Origin of the sequence: Anaeromyxobacter soli (assembly GCF_022808855.1) — a bacterium.
GTDB classification, from domain to species: Bacteria; Myxococcota; Myxococcia; order Myxococcales; family Anaeromyxobacteraceae; genus Anaeromyxobacter; species Anaeromyxobacter soli.
Map to the genome: position 1 here is coordinate 86,717 of NZ_JAKZLF010000011.1, position 17,697 is coordinate 104,413.

General features: G+C 75.0%; 15 protein-coding genes. 13 read left to right on the forward strand and 2 right to left on the reverse strand.

Features of this window, described 5'->3' with window-relative positions:
• The first annotated feature begins 77 nt into the window (after window positions 1-77).
• From uvrA to MLV88_RS10490, 5 genes are all read left to right on the forward strand, one after another.
• The gene (gene uvrA, locus MLV88_RS10470) at window positions 78-2,993 is read left to right on the forward strand and encodes an excinuclease ABC subunit UvrA (protein ID WP_243337406.1); all 2,916 of its coding nucleotides are present in this window, start codon (window positions 78-80) and stop codon (window positions 2,991-2,993) included.
• 316 nt (window positions 2,994-3,309) lie between these two features.
• On the forward strand, window positions 3,310-3,705 hold the full coding sequence (locus MLV88_RS10475; protein ID WP_242338898.1) for a hypothetical protein: 396 nt from the start codon (window positions 3,310-3,312) through the stop codon (window positions 3,703-3,705).
• Between the two features lie 29 nt (window positions 3,706-3,734).
• Window positions 3,735-5,321, forward strand: a complete 1,587-nt coding sequence (locus MLV88_RS10480; protein WP_242360922.1) for an NHL repeat-containing protein — start codon at window positions 3,735-3,737, stop codon at window positions 5,319-5,321.
• 163 nt (window positions 5,322-5,484) lie between these two features.
• Window positions 5,485-7,422, forward strand: a complete 1,938-nt coding sequence (gene pepF / locus MLV88_RS10485; protein ID WP_243337408.1) for an oligoendopeptidase F — start codon at window positions 5,485-5,487, stop codon at window positions 7,420-7,422.
• 37 nt (window positions 7,423-7,459) lie between these two features.
• Window positions 7,460-7,870 carry a VOC family protein gene (locus MLV88_RS10490; protein ID WP_242338904.1) on the forward strand — a complete coding sequence of 137 codons (411 nt, stop codon included), beginning with the start codon at window positions 7,460-7,462 and terminating at the stop codon, window positions 7,868-7,870.
• 5 nt (window positions 7,871-7,875) lie between these two features.
• Here the strand turns inward: MLV88_RS10490 and MLV88_RS10495 are convergent, their stop codons facing one another.
• On the reverse strand, window positions 7,876-9,486 hold the full coding sequence (locus MLV88_RS10495) for a phospholipase D-like domain-containing protein (protein ID WP_243337410.1): 1,611 nt from the start codon (window positions 9,484-9,486) through the stop codon (window positions 7,876-7,878).
• A gap of 102 nt (window positions 9,487-9,588) precedes the next feature.
• Here MLV88_RS10495 and MLV88_RS10500 point away from each other — a divergent pair, with 102 nt between their 5' ends.
• Window positions 9,589-11,649: an AsmA family protein gene (locus MLV88_RS10500; protein ID WP_242355564.1), complete on the forward strand. Its 2,061-nt coding sequence runs from the start codon at window positions 9,589-9,591 to the stop codon at window positions 11,647-11,649.
• A gap of 105 nt (window positions 11,650-11,754) precedes the next feature.
• Here the strand turns inward: MLV88_RS10500 and MLV88_RS10505 are convergent, their stop codons facing one another.
• Window positions 11,755-12,021: a hypothetical protein gene (locus MLV88_RS10505; RefSeq protein ID WP_243337412.1), complete on the reverse strand. Its 267-nt coding sequence runs from the start codon at window positions 12,019-12,021 to the stop codon at window positions 11,755-11,757.
• Window positions 12,022-12,210: 189 nt separating this feature from the next.
• Here MLV88_RS10505 and MLV88_RS10510 point away from each other — a divergent pair, with 189 nt between their 5' ends.
• The 7 genes from MLV88_RS10510 (at window position 12,211) to MLV88_RS10540 (ending at window position 17,580) form a co-directional block, all read left to right on the forward strand.
• Entirely contained in the window at window positions 12,211-13,407 is a 1,197-nt protein-coding gene (locus MLV88_RS10510) for a hypothetical protein (protein WP_243337415.1), read from the forward strand.
• A 59-nt stretch (window positions 13,408-13,466) separates the two neighbouring features.
• Window positions 13,467-13,889, forward strand: a complete 423-nt coding sequence (locus MLV88_RS10515; protein ID WP_242338914.1) for an NUDIX domain-containing protein — start codon at window positions 13,467-13,469, stop codon at window positions 13,887-13,889.
• Window positions 13,886-14,440 carry an AmmeMemoRadiSam system protein A gene (gene amrA / locus MLV88_RS10520; protein ID WP_243337416.1) on the forward strand — a complete coding sequence of 185 codons (555 nt, stop codon included), beginning with the start codon at window positions 13,886-13,888 and terminating at the stop codon, window positions 14,438-14,440. The genes MLV88_RS10515 and amrA overlap by 4 nt, the downstream gene beginning before the upstream one ends.
• Window positions 14,437-15,480 (forward strand): M50 family metallopeptidase, encoded by a 1,044-nt coding sequence (locus tag MLV88_RS10525; RefSeq protein WP_243337418.1) that lies wholly within the window; start codon window positions 14,437-14,439, stop codon window positions 15,478-15,480. Before amrA ends, MLV88_RS10525 begins: the two co-directional genes overlap by 4 nt.
• A gap of 117 nt (window positions 15,481-15,597) precedes the next feature.
• Window positions 15,598-16,251: a molybdopterin converting factor subunit 1 gene (moaD, locus tag MLV88_RS10530; RefSeq protein ID WP_243337419.1), complete on the forward strand. Its 654-nt coding sequence runs from the start codon at window positions 15,598-15,600 to the stop codon at window positions 16,249-16,251.
• A gap of 28 nt (window positions 16,252-16,279) precedes the next feature.
• On the forward strand, window positions 16,280-16,639 hold the full coding sequence (locus tag MLV88_RS10535) for a response regulator transcription factor (RefSeq protein WP_243337420.1): 360 nt from the start codon (window positions 16,280-16,282) through the stop codon (window positions 16,637-16,639).
• Window positions 16,636-17,580 (forward strand): HD-GYP domain-containing protein, encoded by a 945-nt coding sequence (locus MLV88_RS10540; RefSeq protein ID WP_243337421.1) that lies wholly within the window; start codon window positions 16,636-16,638, stop codon window positions 17,578-17,580. Before MLV88_RS10535 ends, MLV88_RS10540 begins: the two co-directional genes overlap by 4 nt.
• Window positions 17,581-17,697 lie beyond the last annotated feature (117 nt).

Below are 17,697 nucleotides of genomic sequence, written 5' to 3' on the forward strand. Positions count from 1 at the left end.
GGGTCGGGTCCACGACGCCTCGCCGGGGGACATCGCGGCTGGCCAAAAGAGCCACGTTCCGTTAGACAACGCGCCACATGAGCGAGCCCGAATTCATCTCAGTCAAGGGCGCGCGCGAGCACAACCTCAAGTCGGTCGCTCTCGAGATCCCGAAGAAGAAGCTGGTGGTGTTCACCGGCGTCTCCGGGTCCGGGAAGTCCTCGCTCGCGTTCGACACCCTCTACGCCGAGGGGCAGCGCCGCTACGTCGAGTCCCTCTCGTCGTACGCGCGCCAGTTCCTCGGGCAGATGGAGAAGCCCAAGTACGACACCATCCGCGGGCTCTCGCCCACGATCTCCATCGAGCAGAAGGCGGCCTCGAACAACCCGCGCTCCACGGTCGGGACCATCACCGAGGTCCACGACTACCTGCGCGTGCTGTACGCCTCGATCGGCCTCCAGCACTGCCCCTCGTGCGGCCGGCCGGTCGGCAAGCAGACGGCCCAGCAGATCGTCGAGGCGATCGTCCAGTACCCGGAGGGCGCCCGCATCCTCGTGCTCGCCCCGCTCGTCCAGAACCGCAAGGGCGAGTACAGGGACCTCCTCGCCGACCTCGCCAAGCGCGGCTTCGCGCGCGTGCGCGTCGACGGGATGATCCACCAGCTCACCGACCGGCTCGTCCTCGACAAGAAGCTGAAGCACGACATCGAGCTCGTGGTGGATCGCCTGGTGGTGAAGGAGGGGATCCGCTCCCGCCTCACCGACTCGATCGAGACCGCGCTCCGCGAGGGGAAGGGCACCCTCGTCGTCGCCGACGCCGACAAGGAGCAGCGGGTCGGGGCGGGGGATCCCGAGGAGTACAAGAAGCACGATCGCTTCTTCTCCGAGCTCAACGCCTGCCACGCCTGCGGGCTCAGCTTCGGCGAGCTCGCGCCGCAGAACTTCTCGTTCAACTCGCCGCTCGGCTCGTGCCCCGACTGCCAGGGGCTCGGGACGCGGGCCGAGATGGACGCGGACCTCATCATCCCCGACCCCTCGCTCACGATCCGCCAGGGCGCGGTCGAGCCCTGGGCGAGCGGCATGGAGCGCGGCGAAGGCTGGACCTTCGAGTTCGTCGAGCACCTCGCGCGCTCGCTCAAGATCGACCTCGACCTGCCCTGGGCGAAGCTGCCGAAGGTCCACCGCGACGTCATCCTCTACGGCACCGAGGGTGCGTCGAACGGCGGGCGCTCCTGGCGCATCGAGTTCGAGGGCGTCGTGAACCAGCTCTACCGCCGGCTCAAGGCGACGGGCTCCGAGGCGATGCGCCGCCACTACATGCGCTACTTCTCGGACAAGCCCTGCCACACCTGCGGCGGCGAGCGGCTCAAGCCCGAGAGCCGCGCGGTGCGCATCCGCGGCAAGGGCATCGTCGATCTCTCCCGGCTCACGATCCAGGACGCGCACGCGTGGCTCGGCTCGCTCGATCTCAAGGGGAGCGAGGCGAAGATCGCCGACGAGCTCCTGAAGGAGATCAAGAACCGGCTCAAGTTCCTGCTGGACGTGGGCCTCAGCTACCTCACGCTCGACCGCCCCGGCCCGTCGCTCTCGGGCGGCGAGAGCCAGCGCATCCGCCTCGCCTCGCAGATGGGCTCCGAGCTCACCGGCGTCATCTACATCCTCGACGAGCCGTCGATCGGGCTGCACCAGCGCGACAACGGCAAGCTCCTCGCGACCCTCAAGCGGCTCCGCGACGTCGGCAACTCCGTCATCGTCGTCGAGCACGACGAGGAGACGATGGAGGAGGCGGACTGGCTCGTGGACTTCGGCCCGGGCGCTGGCGCGCACGGCGGCGAGATCGTGAGCGCGGGGACGCCGGCGGAGGTGAAGCGCGATCCCGACTCGCTCACCGGCGCGTACCTCTCCGGGCGCAAGGAGATCTACGTCCCCGCGCGGCGCCGCAGCGAGGACAAGGGCGCGATCACCATCTCGGGGGCCACCGAGAACAACCTGAAGGACCTCACCGCCTCGTTCCCGCTCGGCCGCTTCACCGCGGTCACGGGCGTCTCCGGCGCGGGCAAGTCCACGCTCGTGAACGCGGTCCTCCGCCCCGCGCTGATGCGCCACCTGTACGGCACGCGCGAGGTCCCGGGGAAGCACCAGGCGCTGACCGGCTGGGAGCGCATCGACAAGGTCATCGACATCAACCAGCAGCCCATCGGCCGCACCCCGCGCTCGAACCCGGCGACCTACACGAAGGTGTTCGACGCCATCCGCGAGGTGTTCGCGCAGACGCCCGAGGCGCGCGCGTTCGGGTACCAGCCCGGCCGCTTCAGCTTCAACGTGAAGGGCGGACGCTGCGAGGCGTGCCAGGGCGACGGCATGAAGCTCGTCGAGATGCACTTCCTCGCCGACGTGCTCGTGCCGTGCGAGGTGTGCGGCGGCAAGCGCTTCAACGAGGCGACCCTCCGGGTCACCTTCAAGGGCAAGAACATCGCCGAGGTGCTCGATCTCTCCATCACCGAGGCGAAGTCGCTCTTCGAGCACCACCGCGAGATCGCGCGCATCCTCACCACGCTCGAGGACGTCGGCCTCGGCTACCTCAAGCTCGGCCAGCCCTCCCCCACCCTCTCCGGCGGCGAGGCGCAGCGGATCAAGCTCTCGCGCGAGCTCGCCCGCGTCGGCACGGGCAAGACGCTCTACATCCTCGACGAGCCCACCACCGGCCTCCACTTCGAGGACGTGAAGAAGCTCCTCGCCGTTCTGGACCGGCTGGTCGACGCCGGCAACACGGTGGTCGTCATCGAGCACAACCTCGACGTCATCAAGTGCGCCGACTGGATCATCGACATCGGCCCCGAGGGCGGCGCCGACGGCGGCCTCGTCATCGCCGAGGGCACGCCCGAGGAGGTCGCCGGGGTGAAGGAGAGCTACACCGGGCAGTACCTCGGGAAGGTGCTCGAGGCGCACCGCCAGCGCGCACGTCGCGCGCCGGGGCAGAGCGCGGCGAGGGGCGTGCAGCGGGTGGGGGCGTAGGGCCCGAAGGCCTCCAGGTCCCTAGGGACGACGAGCCCGGTCGCCTGCGTGATGGAGTGCCCCCCGCGCGTGACGTTGGCGCCCGGGTTCCCGGATGGCGACCTTCACCCAGGGGCGATGCACCGGCGCGTCGCGGGTGGGGGCTGCGATGAGGTCGAGGGCGTGGGGTGCGGCGATCGCCGCGCTGCTGGCGGCGTGTGGGACGGGGCAGGATCGGGGCGCGGCGCCCGCGCCAGGATCCCCCGCTGGGGATGGCGCTCCGGGTGGGGGCGGCGCTCCGTCGGGCGGCGGCATCCCCCCGCTCGAGCCGCCGGCGGTGGCCGCGCGCTGCGGCGGCGCGGCCTCGCTGTGGATCGCCGCGGCGCACACGGGGCTCGTGGCGTCGTTCCGCGTGGGCGTCCGCGCGGCGGGGGCGCCCGCCGCCGCGTTCGATCTCGCAGCAGGCGACGGCTTCCGGGTCGGGGACGTGCCGCTCCCGGCGTCGGGCCCGGTCACGGCCACCCTCGCGATCGAGTCGGCGCGCGTGGCCGGCGGGGCCCTGTCCGGCGAGCTGGACGTGTGCGCCGCCCCGCTCTCCTTCACGTTCGACGCGGACGAGGTCGACGCCGGACGGTGCCGCCTCGTCATCCAGCTCGATCTCGCGCGGTCGCTCCAGCGCGACCCCTCTACCGGGGCGCTCCTGCTCGTCCCGCAGGCGTCGCTGCACTTCTGAGGGAGGCGGAGATGGCTCGAGGGTGGACGTTGGCGATCGCGTCGCTCTTGCTCGCCGGGTCCGCCGCGGCGCACGACCTCACGTGCGAGCTCGGCGTGGGCCTCGCCGCACCGTTGCACGGGAAGCCGGCGATCGGCATGGATGGCCGGCCCCTCATGATCGCGCCCGCGGCGACCGTCCTCGACGTCGACGCCTATCCAGCGCTCCTCGTGTTCCGCGTCGCGGTGACGAACGTCGCCGACGCGCCCTCGGTGGTGACCGGGCTCGACGGCGACCCCGCCGTGCGGGCGGGCCCATCCTCCTGGACGTTCGGCTCGCGGCTCCTGGCCGGACTCACCCTGCCGGTCGGACGCAGCGCGGAGGAGCTCGTCGTGGTGCCGGTCGCTTCGCGGGCGGCGTGCGTCGCGCTGGGGGGCGAGCCGGGCGGCGACGCGACGTGCCGCACCGAGACGAGCGCCGGCGCGCGCGTGCTGGTGAGGTTCGATCGTGGCCAGACGGAGTGCCGGGCCCGGTTTCGCTGCGGCCCTGACGCTCCGGCGCTGCCGTCATGGAGCGGCGCGCGGCAGCTCGGGTGGGAGGGGCAGGACACGGCCCACGGGATCGCGCTCGATCGCGAAGGGGAGTTGCACCTCATCGGCCACAGCTTCGACCTTCTCCTCGCGCCGTGGCCCGGTCTCTTCGAGAGCTTCGTCGCGACCGTCACGCGCGACGGCTCGGTCCTCCCCGTTCGACCGTGGTCGGCGCCGGGCACGAACATCGTCGCAGCGGCCGCCGGCGGAGCGGGCAGCGTGACGTACGCGGGGTGGGACCTGGACGGCACGTCGGGCGCCTTCGTGCGCAAGGTCGCGCGCGACGGCACGGTCGTCTGGGAGCGGTCGCCTGGCGTCGTCTACTCCCTCGTCACGGGGGGGCCCGGCGGCATCGTCATCGCCGCCTCGCTCGACTGGCAGGGCGACGCGCTCGTCACGAAATACGGGGCCGGCGGTGAGGTGGTCTGGGAGGTGGCCCTCGCGACGCCGCTCGAGGACCGTCCGGTGGCGCTCACGGTGGACGCGGCGGGGAACACGTACGTCGCCGGACAGGCCACGGACCCCGCGGTGCCCACCACGTCGGACGTGTTCCTCGCCAAGCTCGACGCGAGCGGAGGCGTCGAGTGGATGCGCACCCTGGCGACGAGCGACCTCGACGTGCCGACGGGCGTGGGGGTGGGCGCGGACGGCGTCGCGGCCGTCGCGGGGCACGGCGTGGGATCGACCGGCACCACGCGGCCGTGGGTGGCCGCGTTCGATCCGGCCGGCGCGCCGAGGTGGACCTGGACGCCCGCACCCGCGCAAGGCATCACCCTCGTCTCGGCGGTGGCCGCCGACCCGGCGGCGGGCTTCTGGGTCGGCGCGTCCGGGCCGTCCGGGACGATCATGATCGTGCGCCTCTCGGCGGGAGGCTCGGAGCTGTGGACGCGCAGCCACGGTCCTTTCGGGAGCGTCGTATCGGCAATCGCGATCGACGGTGCGGGCGACGCGTACGTGGCGGGCAGCACGAGCGGTGACGTGGCCGCGCCGAATGCCGGGAGCCTCGACGCCTTCGTGATCCGCCTCCGTCCGGACGGACGTCCGTGACGGCCGCTGCGCCCGTACGGGCGCCCGAGAAGTGCAGCGGGTGGGGGCGTAGAATCGCGCTCCTGAGACGAAGCTCCTTTCTTCGCTGACGCGACCTGTCGTCACATCGCGCCCCTCGCGCCCTCCGTTGCGCAGCCGCCCTGCCCCCTGCAATGGGAGACTCATGCGCCCCATCATCGCCCTGCTCTTCCTCCTCGCCGCCGCGCCGACGTCCGCCGCGGCCACCCGGAAGACCGCGCCTCCCGGCCCTCGGTCGCCGCGCTCCGCCGAGACGCGCGACCCCGAGGCGCTCCGCTGGGACCTCACCGCGCTCTACCCCTCCGACGCCGCCTGGTCCGAGGCGAAGGCCGCGCTCGGGAAGGACGTCGCGGGGTTCCGGGGGCGGCACGAGGGGCGCCTGGGCGCCTCCGCGAAGGCGCTCGCGGACGGCCTCGCGGACCTCGCGCAGCTCCGCGAGCGGTACGAGCGGCTCTTCGCCTACGCGATGCTGCGGAGCGACGGCGACGTCAAGGCGGCGCGCCCGCGGGAGCTGAGGCAGGAGGCGGAGCGGCTCGGCGTCGAGCTCGAGGCGGCCGCCTCGTTCGTGCGCCCGGAGCTCCTCGCCGTCGACGCGGCGAAGGTGAAGGCGTTCCTGAAGGAGGACCCGCGCCTCGCCCAGTTCGACTTCTTCCTCTCGGACCTCCTCCGCTGGAAGGACCACACCCTCTCGCCGCGGGAGGAGCGGATCGTCGCGCAGGCGGGCGAGCTCGAGGGCGCGGCGCCCGCGGTGCACGGCGTCCTGACGAACGCCGACATCCCCTGGCCCACGGTGAAGCTCTCCACGGGCGAGCAGGTCCGCCTCGATCCCGCGGGCTACCAGCGGGCGCGCACGGCGCCGTCGGCGGCGGACCGCGAGAAGGTGTTCCGAGCCTTCTTCGACGCCGTGAAGACCTACGAGCGGACCCTGGGCGCAGTCATGGACGCGCAGGTGAAGGGGCACCGCTTCGAGAAGGACGTGCGCGGCTTCCGGTCGTCGCTCGAGTCGGCGCTCTTCGCCGCGAACATCCCGCCCGCGGTCTACCACCAGCTCGTCGCCGACGTGAACCGGAGCCTCCCCACGCTCCACCGCTACCTCGCGCTCCGCAAGCGCATGCTGGGCCTCTCGGAGCTGCGCTACGAGGACCTCTACGCGCCGCTCGTGAAGGACGTCGAGCGGCGCTACACGCCTGCCGAGGGCGTCGCCCTCACGCTCGAGGCGGTGGCGCCGCTCGGCGCGCCCTACGTCGAGGCGCTGCGCAGCGCGCTCGACGGCCGCTGGACCGACTTCCTCCCCCGCCCCGGGAAGCGCTCGGGCGCGTACTCGATGGGCGTGTACGCGGTCCACCCGTACCAGCTCCTCAACTTCAACGGGCAGTGGGAGGACGTCTCCACCCTCGCGCACGAGTCCGGCCACACCATGCACTCGGCCCTCGCCGCCAGGGCCCAGCCGTTCCCCAAGTACGACTACCCGACCTTCGTCGCCGAGGTCGCCTCGACGCTCAACGAGAACCTGCTCCTGCACCGGGTCCTCGACCGGACGAAGGACGACGCGACGCGGCTCTTCCTCCTCGGCCGGCACCTCGAGACGCTCCGCACCACCCTCTTCCGCCAGACGATGTTCGCGGAGTTCGAGCTCGCCGTGCACGAGCGCGCCGAGAAGGGCGAGGCGCTCTCGGGGGAGGCGCTCTCGACGCTCTACCTCGAGCTGGTCCGCAAGTACTACGGGCACGCCCAGGGCCTCTGCCGCGTCGACGCGCGCTACGGCGTCGAGTGGGCCTCGGTCCCCCACTTCTTCAACTACGACTTCTACGTGTTCCAGTACGCGACGAGCCTCGTCGCCTCCACCTCGCTCGCGAAGGCCATCCGCGAGGAGGCGGTGACGGGCGGGACCGCGGCCCGCGACCGTTACCTCGCGATGCTCTCCGCGGGCGGGTCGCGCTACGCGATCGACCTCCTGAAGGACGCGGGCGTCGACATGACCACCTCCGCGCCGTTCGCCGCCGCCATGGACGAGATGAACCGCGTGATGGACGAGATGGACGCGATCCTCGGGCGCGCCGGACACCCGCGGGCGGCGCGGTGAGCGGGCGCGCGCCCGGCGCTCGCGCTACACGTCCCGGATGACCGAGCTCCGCATCTGCGTCGACGTCCCCGACCTCGAGCGCGCCGTCCGGTTCTACTCGGAGGCGCTCTCGCTCTCCCCCGGTCGCCGCTTCGGGGCGGGGGGCGTCGAGATGCTGGGCGGCCCGTGCCCGATCGACCTCCTCGCGAAGGCGCCCGGGAGCCGGGCGAGCGCGGCGTCCGCGCAGGTGCGGGACTTCGCGCGGCACTGGACCCCCGTCCACCTCGACGTGGTCGTGCCCGACCTCGACGCCGCGCTCCGCCGCGCGCTCGCCGCGGGCGCGACCCAGGAGGGCGAGGTGCAGGCGCACGCGTGGGGCCGGCTCGCGCTCCTCGCCGATCCGTTCGGGCACGGGCTCTGCCTGCTCCAGCTGAGCGGCCGAGGCTACGACGCCATCGCGACCGGCTGAGCTGCTCAGGCGCGCGCGTCGCGCCCCGCGTCCTCGCGGGAGCGGTCCGGTTCGTCCTCCCCGGCGAGCGCGCGCCGGGCCACGGCGGCCTCCTCGGCGGAGCGCTCCACGGGAGTGGGGGCGCCCGCCCCGTGCCGCCGCAGCCGCCACGCCCGCGCGGCGAGCGAGATCCCGAGCCACAGTCCCAGGGCCGCGAGCGGCGTCGCGATGACGCGCGGCCAGAGGACGGCGACCGCGCCGAGCGCGAGGACCACGCCCGCGGCGACGGCGAGGACGCGCGCCTCGGTGGGGCCGAGCACGCGATAGCCGCCGAGCGCGGCGCCCACCGCGTTGCCGATGCGGAGCGCGCCGGCCGCGGCGACCGCCGAGCCCTCGCGGCGGCGCCGCCGTCCCGGCGGTCGCGGCCGGCGCAGGCGCGGTACGGGACGGACGGGCTGCACGCGGTGACGCGCGTCGAGCACGATCTCCGTCGCGCGCCCGAGGTCCTCCTCGTACGCGTCCTCCATCCGCTGCGCGAAGCCCTCGTCCTCGATGGCGACGTCGAGCTCCCAGTTCGCGAGCCAGGAGGAGAGGTTCAGGTTCGACGATCCCACGCGCGCCCAGCGCCCGTCCGCGACGGCGGTCTTCGCGTGGAGCATCGCCCCGTTCCACTCGAAGATCCGCACCCCCGCCTCGAGCAGCGGTCGGTAGCCCGCGACCGAGAGGCGCTTCACGAGGCCGAGATCCGAGTCGCCCGGCACGAGGAGCCGCACGTCCACGCCGTCGTGCGCGGCGGCGCGGAGCCCCTGCACGTAGGCCGCCGTGCCCACGAAGTACGCGTCGGTGATCCAGAGGGAGCGGCGCGCCATCGCCGCGACGAGCTGGTCGAGCCGGTACAGCCCGGCGGTCGCGGGCTCGCTCGCGACGACGCGCAACGCCACCTCGCCCGCCGCGGCCACCTGAGCGGGGTCCGGGAGCTCCTCGTCCGGGAGCGGCGCTCCCGCCTCGTCCCAGACCTGCGCGAACGCGCGGGCGAGATCCGCCACGGCCGGCCCTCGCACCTCCACGCCGGTGTCGCGCCACGGCTCCGCGCCGCGGGCCGGGTCGCCCGCCCAGCGCTCCGCGATGCAGAGCCCGGTGACGAAGCCGACACGCCCGTCGACGACGATGCTCTTGCGGTGATCGCGCCCCATCCAGCCGATGGGGCTGTCGAGACGCGGCGGGTTGAACGTGCGGACCTCGACCCCCGCGTCCGCGAGCCGCCGCCAGAAGCGCGAGGAGGCCTCGCCGATCCCGCCGAGCCAGTCGTGGAGGACGCGCACGCGCACGCCGGCGCGCGCCTTCTCCGCGAGGAGCTCCGCGAACCGCCGGCCGACCCGGTCGTCCGCGAAGATGTACGCCTCGAAGAGCACGCTCTCCCGTGCGGCCGCGATGGCCTCGTGCCACGCGGGGAAGTTCTCCCCGGCGTCGCGCAGGAGACGCACCGCGTTGCCCCCCACGAGCGGCGCCCCCGCGGCCCGCGTGAACGCCTGCTCGGCCACGAAGCGGAGCGTCGCGCGGCCCGCGCGGCGGCCGCCCGGAGCGCCCGCGGCGCCCCGGGCGGTGGGGAGGACGGCCGATCCCTGGGCACGAGTCACACCCCAAGCATTCCCCGCCGGAGCCCTCGTTGCACGCTCCCGCCCGGGCAGCCGCGCGCTGCGCCCCTTGCGGTCCCGCCAGCGGGAGCAGACGTTTCGACCATGGCGACCGGCGGGCGTCCCGTCGCGCGCAGGCTCCTCCTCCTCGCGGGCGCCGCGGCGGGGCTCCTCGTCGTGCTCGTCGCCGCGCTCCTCCTCCTCGTGGACTCGGCCGCGGTCACGAGGCGCGTCGCGGATCTCGTGCTCTCGCAGGCGTCCCGGGCGCTCGGCCGGGAGGTCGCCGTCACGACCGCGAAGCTCCACCTCCTCCCCGAGGCCCGCGTCGCGCTGCGGGGCCTCACCGTGGCGGGCCGCGCGGGCGAGCCGGGGCTCGTCGCCGCCGAGTCGCTCGACGTGCACCTCGGCCTGTGGCCGCTCCTCCGCTCGCTCGGGAAGGACGTCGAGGTCCGCTCGGTCGTGCTCGTGAAGCCCATCGTGAACCTCGTCCGCGCGAAGGACGGCACCTGGAACTACGCGGGGCTCGGCGAAGGGAAGCCCGAGACCGCCGCGGAGCCGCCGCAGGTCGCGGGGGCGGCGACGCGCGTCGTGGTGGAGCGCGTTCGGATCGAGGGGGCGGCGATCCGGCTCGTGGACCGGAGCGCGGGCCGTGACGACGCGGGCGTCGCGCTCGAGCAGCTCGATCTCGAGGCGACGGGCGTCGGCCCCGGCCTCCCGTTCGAGGTGCGCGTCGCGGCGGCGTTCGCGAGCGCGCAGCAGAACCTCCACGCGCAGCTCTCGGTGGACCACCTGCCGGACGGGGTGCCCCGGCGGCCGGAGGACTGGCCGCTCATCACGGGCGGGCTCCAGATCGGCGCGCTCCCGCTCGATCGATTCCGCGCGCTGCTCCCCGCAGAGCTCGGGGCGCTCGTCCGCGGCGGCGCGGCGTCCCTCGAGGCGAAGGTCACCACCGGCGAAGGGCGGGCCTACAAGGTGGACGGCTCCGGCGGGCTGAAGGACGTGAGGCTCCGTGGCCAACCGGCGTCGGGCCACTTCCGCGCGCTCGCCACCTGGTCGCCGGCGCGGCCCGCCGCCTCGCGCGTGGATCTCACCGAGCTCACGCTCCGCGGCCCCGGCGTGGACCTCGGCGGCCACGCCTCCGTCGGGACCCCGCCGCTCGCGGCCTGGTTCGTCGTGACGGGGTCGCTGCTCGATCTCGACGCGGTGATGGGCCTCCTCCCGGAGAAGGCGGAGGCGGCGCCGCCGCGCGGCGGCGACCTGGTGCCCGCCGCGATGCGCGAGCGGCTCCGCGCCGCGAGCGTCCGCGGAACGGTCGCCCTCGCCGAGGTGAGGAGCGGCCGGCTCCAGGCGAAGAACGTGAAGGCCCGCGTGAGCCTCGTGAAGGGCGTGCTCACCGTGGAGGAGCTCGACGCGGCCGTGTTCGGCGGCCGGGTCTCGGGGGCCGGCACGCACATCGCGCTCGGGGAGAAGGTCCCGACCTGGAGGCTCGCCGCGAAGCTCTCGGCGCTCGATCTGGGCGGCGCGCTGCAGGCGTTCGCAGGCGCGCAGCCGCTGACGGGCAAGCTGGACGGCACGCTCGACGTCGTCGGCAAGGGGACGGACTGGGCGAAGCTGCGCCAGGCGCTCACCGGCCTCGCCGCGCTCACCGTGAAGGACGGCGCGCTCGTCACGACCGACCTCGGCGACGCGGTGCTCGGCGGCGTGGCGCGGGGGCTCGAGCAGCTCGGCCGCGGCGGCGCGGCCCGCAAGGTGAGCGGCGCGAAGGGGCGCACCGAGTTCAAGAACCTCGCCGGCGAGTTCGACGTGAAGGACGGGTTCCTCGTGGCGAGGGCGCCCGTGACCGTCGACACGCCGTTCGGGAAGCTCGCGCTCGGCGGTCGCGTCGGCCTCGACGGCCGGCTCGCGCTCGAGGGCACGTCCTCCGTCCCGAAGGCGGCGCTCGCCCGCGTCGTCCCGGGCGGCCTGCCGCTGCCGCAGACGCTCGAGGTCCCGCTCGCGCTCGGCGGCACGCTCGAGTCGCCCAGCGTCTCGGTGCGAGCGGACACCGCGGTCGCGAACCTCGCGCGAGGGGAGGCGCACGAGGCGGTGAAGGGCGCCCGCAAGCAGGTGGAGCGCGGGCGCGACGCGGTCGAGGGGCTCTTGAAGGGATTCGGCGGGAAGCGGTGACGGCCCGCGCACCCTCAGCGATTCACGGCTCACCCGCGCTCGAGACGTGCGACGGCCGCCCCGTCTCCGGAGCAGCCGTCGGCCTCGGATCCGGCGACGTCCGGGCTAGCTCTTCTTCTCTTCCGCCTTCTTCGGGGGGCCCTTGTGGGCGGCACAGTGCGGGCACTGGCACTTCTCGCCGCACTTGCACGCCTTGCCCTCCTTGGCGCAGGGACACTGGGCGGCAGGCGCGGCCTCCGCGCCCTTCTTCCCCTCGCCGGCAGCGGCGGCCTGGGCATGCTGCGGGCAGTTCTTGCAGTCGCCGTCGCACGCCGACGCAGGTCGCGCCGCGAGGAGGGCGAGCGCGGCCGTCGCCGCGAGCAGGGTCTTCATCATGTGTGAACCTCCGTGGGTGACGTACCGCGCAGGCGGCCGCGAACCGGATGCAGCGTAGAGAGGCCTCCCGAGCGGTGTCAACGCGGAAGGCCGATCGCGGCAGGAGGGCGCGGCCGCCCGCGGCGCACTCGCACGGGGCAGGACACGAGGTGGATCGCCTCCGGACCCGCCGCTACATTGCCCTCGATGACGACCCTCGACGTCGACCGGCTGCTCGCGCTCCTCCGGGATCCCAACGTGGAGAGCCAGGAGATCGCCACGCTCGCCGGCGTGCCGCGCGAGGAGGCCGGCCGCGCCTCGCGGCTCCTCCTCGGCCTCTCCCGCGCGAAGCCGGAGGAGATCGCGACCCTGCCGCCTCCGCTCGCCGCGGCGCTCTGCCGCGCGTCGCTCGTCGCCGGGCGCGCCGACGTGCTCGCGGCGCTCGCCGGCCACTCGGGGAAGGAGGTCGCGAAGGAGGCGAAGCGCAGCCTGCACGTCCTGCGTTCGCGAGGCGTCGCGGTGCCCGAGCCGCCGCGCGCCCCCGCGGTGGCCCCCGCCGCGCCCGCCGAGCCGCCGCTGCCCGCCTATGCCTCGGCGATCGACGGTCAGGGAGAGCGCGCGGTGTGGCTCCCCCGGAACGTGCCGGGCAAGGGCATCGAGGTCGCGCAGGCGGTCGTGTCCGACGTTCGCGGGCTCGTCGAGCTCCAGGTCGGGCTCCTCGGACGCAAGGAGTGGCGGGCGTTCGCGAAGGGGCTCGTGGAGCGCGGCGCGACCATGGGCGTCGGCGAGATCGACCGCGCGCGGGCCCGCTCTCTCGTCGCCGCGGCGCGGGCGCTGAACGACGCGAGCGGGCAGCGCGTGCCGGAGGGCGCGGACCTGTGGCTCGCGCAGCTCGGCCCGGCCGCGCCGCTCGCCGACCCCGCGGCGCGCTTCCCGCCCCTCGCCGAGGAGGAGGAGCGCGAGGCGGTGGCCGCCTCGGCGAAGCTCCACGACCTGCCGCTCTTCCGCGGCTGGCTCGCCGACGAGGGCTACCTGCGCGAGGTCGCCGCGAAGCTCGACGAGGTCGGCGTGTCCCCGCTGTACATCGACGACCGGCAGCGCGCCGAGCAGATGGCGCGCGTGGTGGCGAACGCCGTGGACGCCTACTTCGACGAGGGGCGGCGCCGCCGGCACGCGAGCCGCCTGCTCGCCGTCGCCGAGCACCTCGAGGCGCGGGGGGACGTCGCCCACGCGCGCTCGGCCGCGGCGACCGCCCGGGCGCTCGTCGCGGGGGCTCCACCGCACGCGGTGCCGTTCGCGCGGCTCCTCGTCGAGAAGGCGTTCCCGCTCGCGCCGGGGCCCGGCGAGCCGGCAGGCGCCCCGCCCTCTCCCGGCGCGCCGCCCCTCATCGTCACGCCCCGGTGAGCGCCGCCCTGGCCCTTCACGATTTGACCCCCCGCCCGCCCTCGCGCTAGGTCTCGCCCATGCCGGAGCACCAGAGCCCCTCGCCGACGGTGGACGTGGTCGTCCTCCTCCCCGGCGATCGTGTCGTCCTCGTCCGCCGCAAGTTCCCGCCGCCCGGCTGGGCGCTGCCCGGCGGCTTCGTGGACGTGGGCGAGACGCTCGAGGCGGCGGCGATCCGCGAGGCGCGCGAGGAGACCGGGCTCGAGGTCCGGCTCGAGGAGCTCCTCTACGTCTACTCCGACCCGCGCCGCGATCCGCGCCGCCACACGGTGAGCGCGGTGTTCCTCGGGCGCGCCTCGGGCGACCCCGCCGGCGCCGACGACGCGGAGGAGGCGCGCGCCTTCCCCTGGGACGCGCTCCCCGCTCCGCTCGCCTTCGACCACGCGGAGATCCTGCGCGACGCGCGCACCTACCTGCTCACCGGCGCGCGGCGGCGTCCATGAGCGAGCTCTCCCCCACGGAGCGCGCGGCGCTCCTCGGCATCGCCCGCGGCTCGATCCTCGGCCACCTCGGCGTCGCCCCGGCCCCGGCGCTCCCCGCCTCGGGATCGCTCGCCGAGGCGCGCGGCGCGTTCGTCACCCTCCACGTCGGCGACGCGCTGCGCGGGTGCGTCGGCACGTTCCGCCCGGAGGGCTCGCTCGCCGCGACGGTCGCGCGCATGGCGGTCTCCGCCGCGAAGGAGGACCCGCGCTTCTCGCCCCTGCGCCCCGACGAGATCGCCGAGCTGCGCGTGGCGGTGTCCGTCCTCACCCCGCCCCACCGGCTCGACGACCGGCGGGCCGTGAAGGTGGGCACGCACGGGGTCCTCGTCCGGCGAGGCTGGCATCGCGGCGCGCTCCTGCCCAAGGTGGCGCTCGAGCAGGGCTGGGACGCGGAGACGTTCCTCTCTCGCTGCTGTCTCAAGGCCGGGCTCCCCGCGCGCGCGTGGCAGGAGCCCGAGACGGAGGTCGAGGTGTTCGAGGCCGACGAGTTCGGCGAGGGAGCGGAGTCGTGAGCACCGTCCTCGCCATCGCCGCCGCGGTCCTGGCGGTGTCGCTCCTCATCATCCTGCACGAGGCCGGGCACTATTTCGCCGCGCGCCGGTCCGGCATGCGCGTCGAGCGCTTCAGCGTCGGCTTCGGGCCGGTCGTGGCCTCGTTCCGGCGCGGCGAGACGGAGTTCGCCATCTCCGCCCTGCCGCTCGGCGGGTACGTGCGCATCGCCGGGATGTCGCCCGGCGACGACGTCGCGCCGGACGATCCCACCGCCTACGCGAACCAGGCCGCCTGGCGGCGCTTCCTCGTCATCGTCGCCGGCCCCGCGGCGAACTACGTCACGGCGGTGATCGTCGCGGCGGCGCTCCTCGCGACCATCGGCCTCCGCGCCCCGGACCCGGCACCGCGCGTCGGCGCGCTCATGCCGGGCATGCCGGCGGCCGTCGCGGGCCTCGAGCCCGGCGACCGTATCCTCTCCGTGGCGGGCGCCCCGGTCGACTCCTTCCGCGCGCTCGTGGCCGAGCTGCAGCGCCACCCCGGCGAGCCGATCGTGCTCGAGCTCGAGCGCGGCGGCGAGCGGCGCTCGCTGCCCATCACGCCGCGCGACGACGGGGGCGTGGGCCGCGTCGGGTTCGCGCAGGCGCAGGTCGCGGTGCGGCGCGGCCCCGCCGGCGCGCTCGTGGAGGGCCTCCGCCGGACGAACGCCGCCGCGGGGGCGCAGCTCGCCGCGTTCGGGAGCATGTTCTCCGGCAAGCAGCGCGCGGAGCTCTCCGGGCCGGTCGGCATCGCGCAGGAGCTCGTCCGCGGCGCGCGGCAGGGCGCCGAGCCCTTCCTCGCCCTCGTCTGGACGATCTCGATCGTCCTCGCGATCCTGAACCTCCTGCCCCTCCCCGCGCTCGACGGCGGCCGGCTGGTGTTCCTGGCGTGGGAGATGATCACGCGGCGGCGCGTGAACGAGAAGGTCGAGAGCTACGTCCACCTCGCCGGCTTCGTGGCGCTCCTCGTCCTCATCATCGCCGTGACCGTCTTCGGCGACCTGGCGCGGCTCCTCGGCCGGTGATGGCGGCCCTGGACCGCGGGGTCTTGCCTGGGGCGGCCGGCCGGCGCGCGGCCCCGAACGGCGGCGCGGCGCGCGAACGTGATCGCGCACCGCGAACCGTGCTTTAGGTTAGACCCGATGCCGATCCAGATCCTCTACTTCGCCGGCGCCCGCGAGGCGGCCGGCGCCTCCCGCGAGACGCTCGAGCGTGCGCCCGCCTCCGTCGCGGAGCTGCGCCGCGCGCTCGAGGCCGCCCACCCGGCCCTCGCCCGCATCCTGCCGCGCTGCCGGATCGCGGTGGACCAGGAGTTCGCCCCGGACGACGCGCCGCTGCGCGACGGGGCGGAGGTCGCCATCGTGCCCCCCGTCTCGGGCGGCGCACCGCGCTTCCTGGTGGTGGACCGGCCGCTCACGCTCGCCGAGGTGGTGGACGCCGTCTCGGGCCCGGGCCGCGGCGGCGTCGTCACGTTCACCGGCGCGGTGCGGGGCGAGTCGCACGGCAAGCGGGTGGTCCGGCTCGAGTACGAGGCGTACGCGCCCATGGCGGAGCGGAAGCTCGCGGAGATCGGCGCCGAGGTGGCGCGCGCGCACGGCGTCGAGGTCGCCATCGTGCACCGCGTGGGCGCCCTCGCCCCGGGGGAGGCGGCGGTGGTCATCGCCTGCGCCGCCGCGCATCGCACGCCGGCGTTCCGCGCCTGCGAGGCCTGCATCGAGCGGCTGAAGCAGGACGTGCCGATCTGGAAGCGCGAGGTGTACGACGACGGGTCGGTGTGGGTGGGCCTCGGGCCGTGATGCCCGCCCGTGCTATCCTCCCCCGCCCGTGAAGGTCCTCATCGCCGACGACGACGGGCTCATCCGCGCGCTCGTCTCCGATCTCCTCGCCGAGCTCGGCCACGCGGTGGTCGCCGCGGCGGACGGCGTGGAGGCGGTGGCGCTCTCCGCGCGCGAGCGCCCGGACGTGCTCGTGCTCGACCTGCTCATGCCGCGCCTCTCCGGCCTCGACGCGCTTCGCGCCATGCGGGCCGCGGGCGTGGCGGCGCCGGCCGTGCTCCTCACCGCCGTCACGGACGGCAGCGCGCGCGGGCTCGAGGGGGCCGACCTGGTGGCCGTGGTGCTCGAGAAGCCCGTCTCCCGCCGGAGCCTGGCGCGGGCGCTCGCCCGCGCCGCGGCCACCGCATGAGGCTCCAGCGCACCCTCCTGCTCCTCGTCGCGTGCGCGGCCGCCGCGCCCGCCTCCCTCGTCGTGGGGCTCCTCGCCCGCGGTCACGCGCAGCTCGACGCCGCGAGCGTCGCCACGTCCGCCGGCGCCCTGGTGGTCGCGGCCGTGCTCTCGGCCCTCGTCGCGCGGAGCGTCACCCGGCCCATTGCCGAGTGCGTCCGCGGCGCGCTCGAGATCGCGCGCGGCCGCTTCGGCCGCGAGGTCGCGGTCCGCGCGCACAACGAGATCGGCGACCTCGCCCTCGGCTTCAACCACATGTCGCGGGAGCTCGCGCGCTACGACGCCGAGAACCGCCGGCTCATCCACGACCTCGAGGCGGGCTACCTCGACACCCTGCGGAGCCTCGCCTCCGCCATCGACGCGAAGGACCCCTACACGCGCGGTCACTCCGAGCGCGTGGCCGAGCTCGCCGCCGAGATCGGCCGCGAGCTGGGCCTGCCGCGGGAGACGGTCGCCGCCCTCGTGTACGGCGGGATCCTGCACGACATCGGCAAGATCGGCGTGCCCGACGCGATCCTCGCGAAGCGCTCGCCGCTCACGCCGGAGGAGCGCGCGCTCGTGGAGGTCCACCCCGTGACCGGCGCCGAGATCGTGGCCGGCGTCGAGTTCCTGCGCAGCGCCGTGCCCGCCATCCGCGGACACCACGAGCGCTGGGACGGCGACGGCTACCCGGACCGCCTGCGTGGCGAGGAGATCCCGCTCGTCGCCCGCATCGTGAACGCCGCCGACACCTGGGACGCCTGCACCACGACCCGCCCGTACCAGTCCGGGCTCGCGGAGGGAGACGCGCTCCCGCTCCTCGCCGAGCTGCGCGGGACGCAGATCGACCCCGCCGTGCACGACGCGCTCCTCGCGGTCCTGCGCCGCCGGGCCGCCGCAGCGCGCGCGCCGTCCGCCGCCTGAGGCGCGCCCGACGTGCGTGGCCGCTCGCGGACGCGGCGCGCAGGCGGGACGACGCCGCGCCGGAGCGAGCGAGGTCCGGGGGCGCTGTGCGCCCTCCGGGCGCGCATGTGGGCGGAC

Coding starts and splice junctions, on each gene's coding strand:
- uvrA (WP_243337406.1), top strand. CDS start 78: ATGAGCGAGCCCGAATTCATCTCAGTCAAGGGCGCGCGCGAGCACAAC.
- pepF (WP_243337408.1), top strand. CDS start 5,485: ATGCGCCCCATCATCGCCCTGCTCTTCCTCCTCGCCGCCGCGCCGACG.
- MLV88_RS10490 (WP_242338904.1), top strand. CDS start 7,460: ATGACCGAGCTCCGCATCTGCGTCGACGTCCCCGACCTCGAGCGCGCC.
- MLV88_RS10500 (WP_242355564.1), top strand. CDS start 9,589: ATGGCGACCGGCGGGCGTCCCGTCGCGCGCAGGCTCCTCCTCCTCGCG.
- MLV88_RS10505 (WP_243337412.1), bottom strand. CDS start 12,021: ATGAAGACCCTGCTCGCGGCGACGGCCGCGCTCGCCCTCCTCGCGGCG.
- MLV88_RS10510 (WP_243337415.1), top strand. CDS start 12,211: ATGACGACCCTCGACGTCGACCGGCTGCTCGCGCTCCTCCGGGATCCC.
- MLV88_RS10515 (WP_242338914.1), top strand. CDS start 13,467: ATGCCGGAGCACCAGAGCCCCTCGCCGACGGTGGACGTGGTCGTCCTC.
- amrA (WP_243337416.1), top strand. CDS start 13,886: ATGAGCGAGCTCTCCCCCACGGAGCGCGCGGCGCTCCTCGGCATCGCC.
- moaD (WP_243337419.1), top strand. CDS start 15,598: ATGCCGATCCAGATCCTCTACTTCGCCGGCGCCCGCGAGGCGGCCGGC.
- MLV88_RS10540 (WP_243337421.1), top strand. CDS start 16,636: ATGAGGCTCCAGCGCACCCTCCTGCTCCTCGTCGCGTGCGCGGCCGCC.